Raw genomic sequence first — 1003 nt, 5'->3', positions numbered from 1 at the left:
TCGGGGTTCTTTTCACCTTTCCTTCACAGTACTCGTTCGCTATCGGTCTCACGGGAGTATTTAGCCTTACCGGATGGTCCCGGCAGATTCGCGCAGGATTCCTCGTGTCCCGCGTTACTCAGGATACCGCTATGTCTCAGCTGGCTTCGTGTACAGGATTATCACCTTCTGTGATGTAACTTTCCAGATACTTCCACTCGCCATTTGAGTACAATGTCGCGGTCCTACAACCCCGCTGGCGCCTTGCGACGTCAGCGGTTTGGGCTGTTCCCCGTTCGCTCGCCACTACTGGGGGAATCATTCATTTATTTTCTCTTCCTACAGGTACTAAGATGTTTCAGTTCCCTGCGTTAGCTCTAACACATGAGTGCTAGTAACCGTCCTTCAGACGGTTAGGTTGTCCCATTCGGAAATCCTCGGATCAAGGGTTATTTGCACCTACCCGAAGCTTATCGCAGCTTATCACGTCCTTCATCGCCTCCGTGAGCCTAGGCATCCGCCATACGCCCTTTCTTACTTTCTTTACGACTGTATCTGCTATTCGTTTCCGAACAGCGAATAAGTAGCTCATACTTTCAGCTGTATTCTAACAAAGTGAAATCTCATCTTGCGATTTGATTTACCTTAGTCTGAACTAAAGTTCATTACTTACAGTTTTGCTTGTGTCAATATGTCAAAGATCTTTTAAAGGTAAAAGGGTTAAAAGGTAAAAAAGTAAAAAAATACTTCATACCAACCTTTTCCTTTGGAGTGGAGATTGTGGAGTTGAACCATTCCTGCGGGCCGTCCTATATATTATATAAGGTGTAAACCTGATAAGGTATAAACCTTATAATTTTCGGAGTCCCTGTCTCCTGTATTTAATCAAACAGATGTTGCGTACAAGAAGAGAAGCGAACTTTTATCAGATTCCTATCTCTTCATAGGATAATCGTCTCTCCAGAAAGGAGGTGTTCCAGCCGCACCTTCCGGTACGGCTACCTTGTTACGACTTAGCCCCAAT

2 rRNA genes are annotated in these 1003 nt (G+C 45.1%); both read right to left on the bottom strand.

The features are described from left to right. A 23S ribosomal RNA gene (locus EXN75_RS17485) occupies positions 1-523 on the bottom strand; the annotation flags it as partial. Positions 524-943: 420 nt separating this feature from the next. Then, positions 944-1003 (bottom strand): 16S ribosomal RNA (locus EXN75_RS17480); the annotation flags it as partial.

The sequence above is a fragment of the Segatella hominis genome (assembly GCF_004535825.1).
Lineage (GTDB): Bacteria > Bacteroidota > Bacteroidia > Bacteroidales > Bacteroidaceae > Prevotella > Prevotella hominis.
This window is presented reverse-complemented; position numbering and strand designations above follow the sequence as displayed.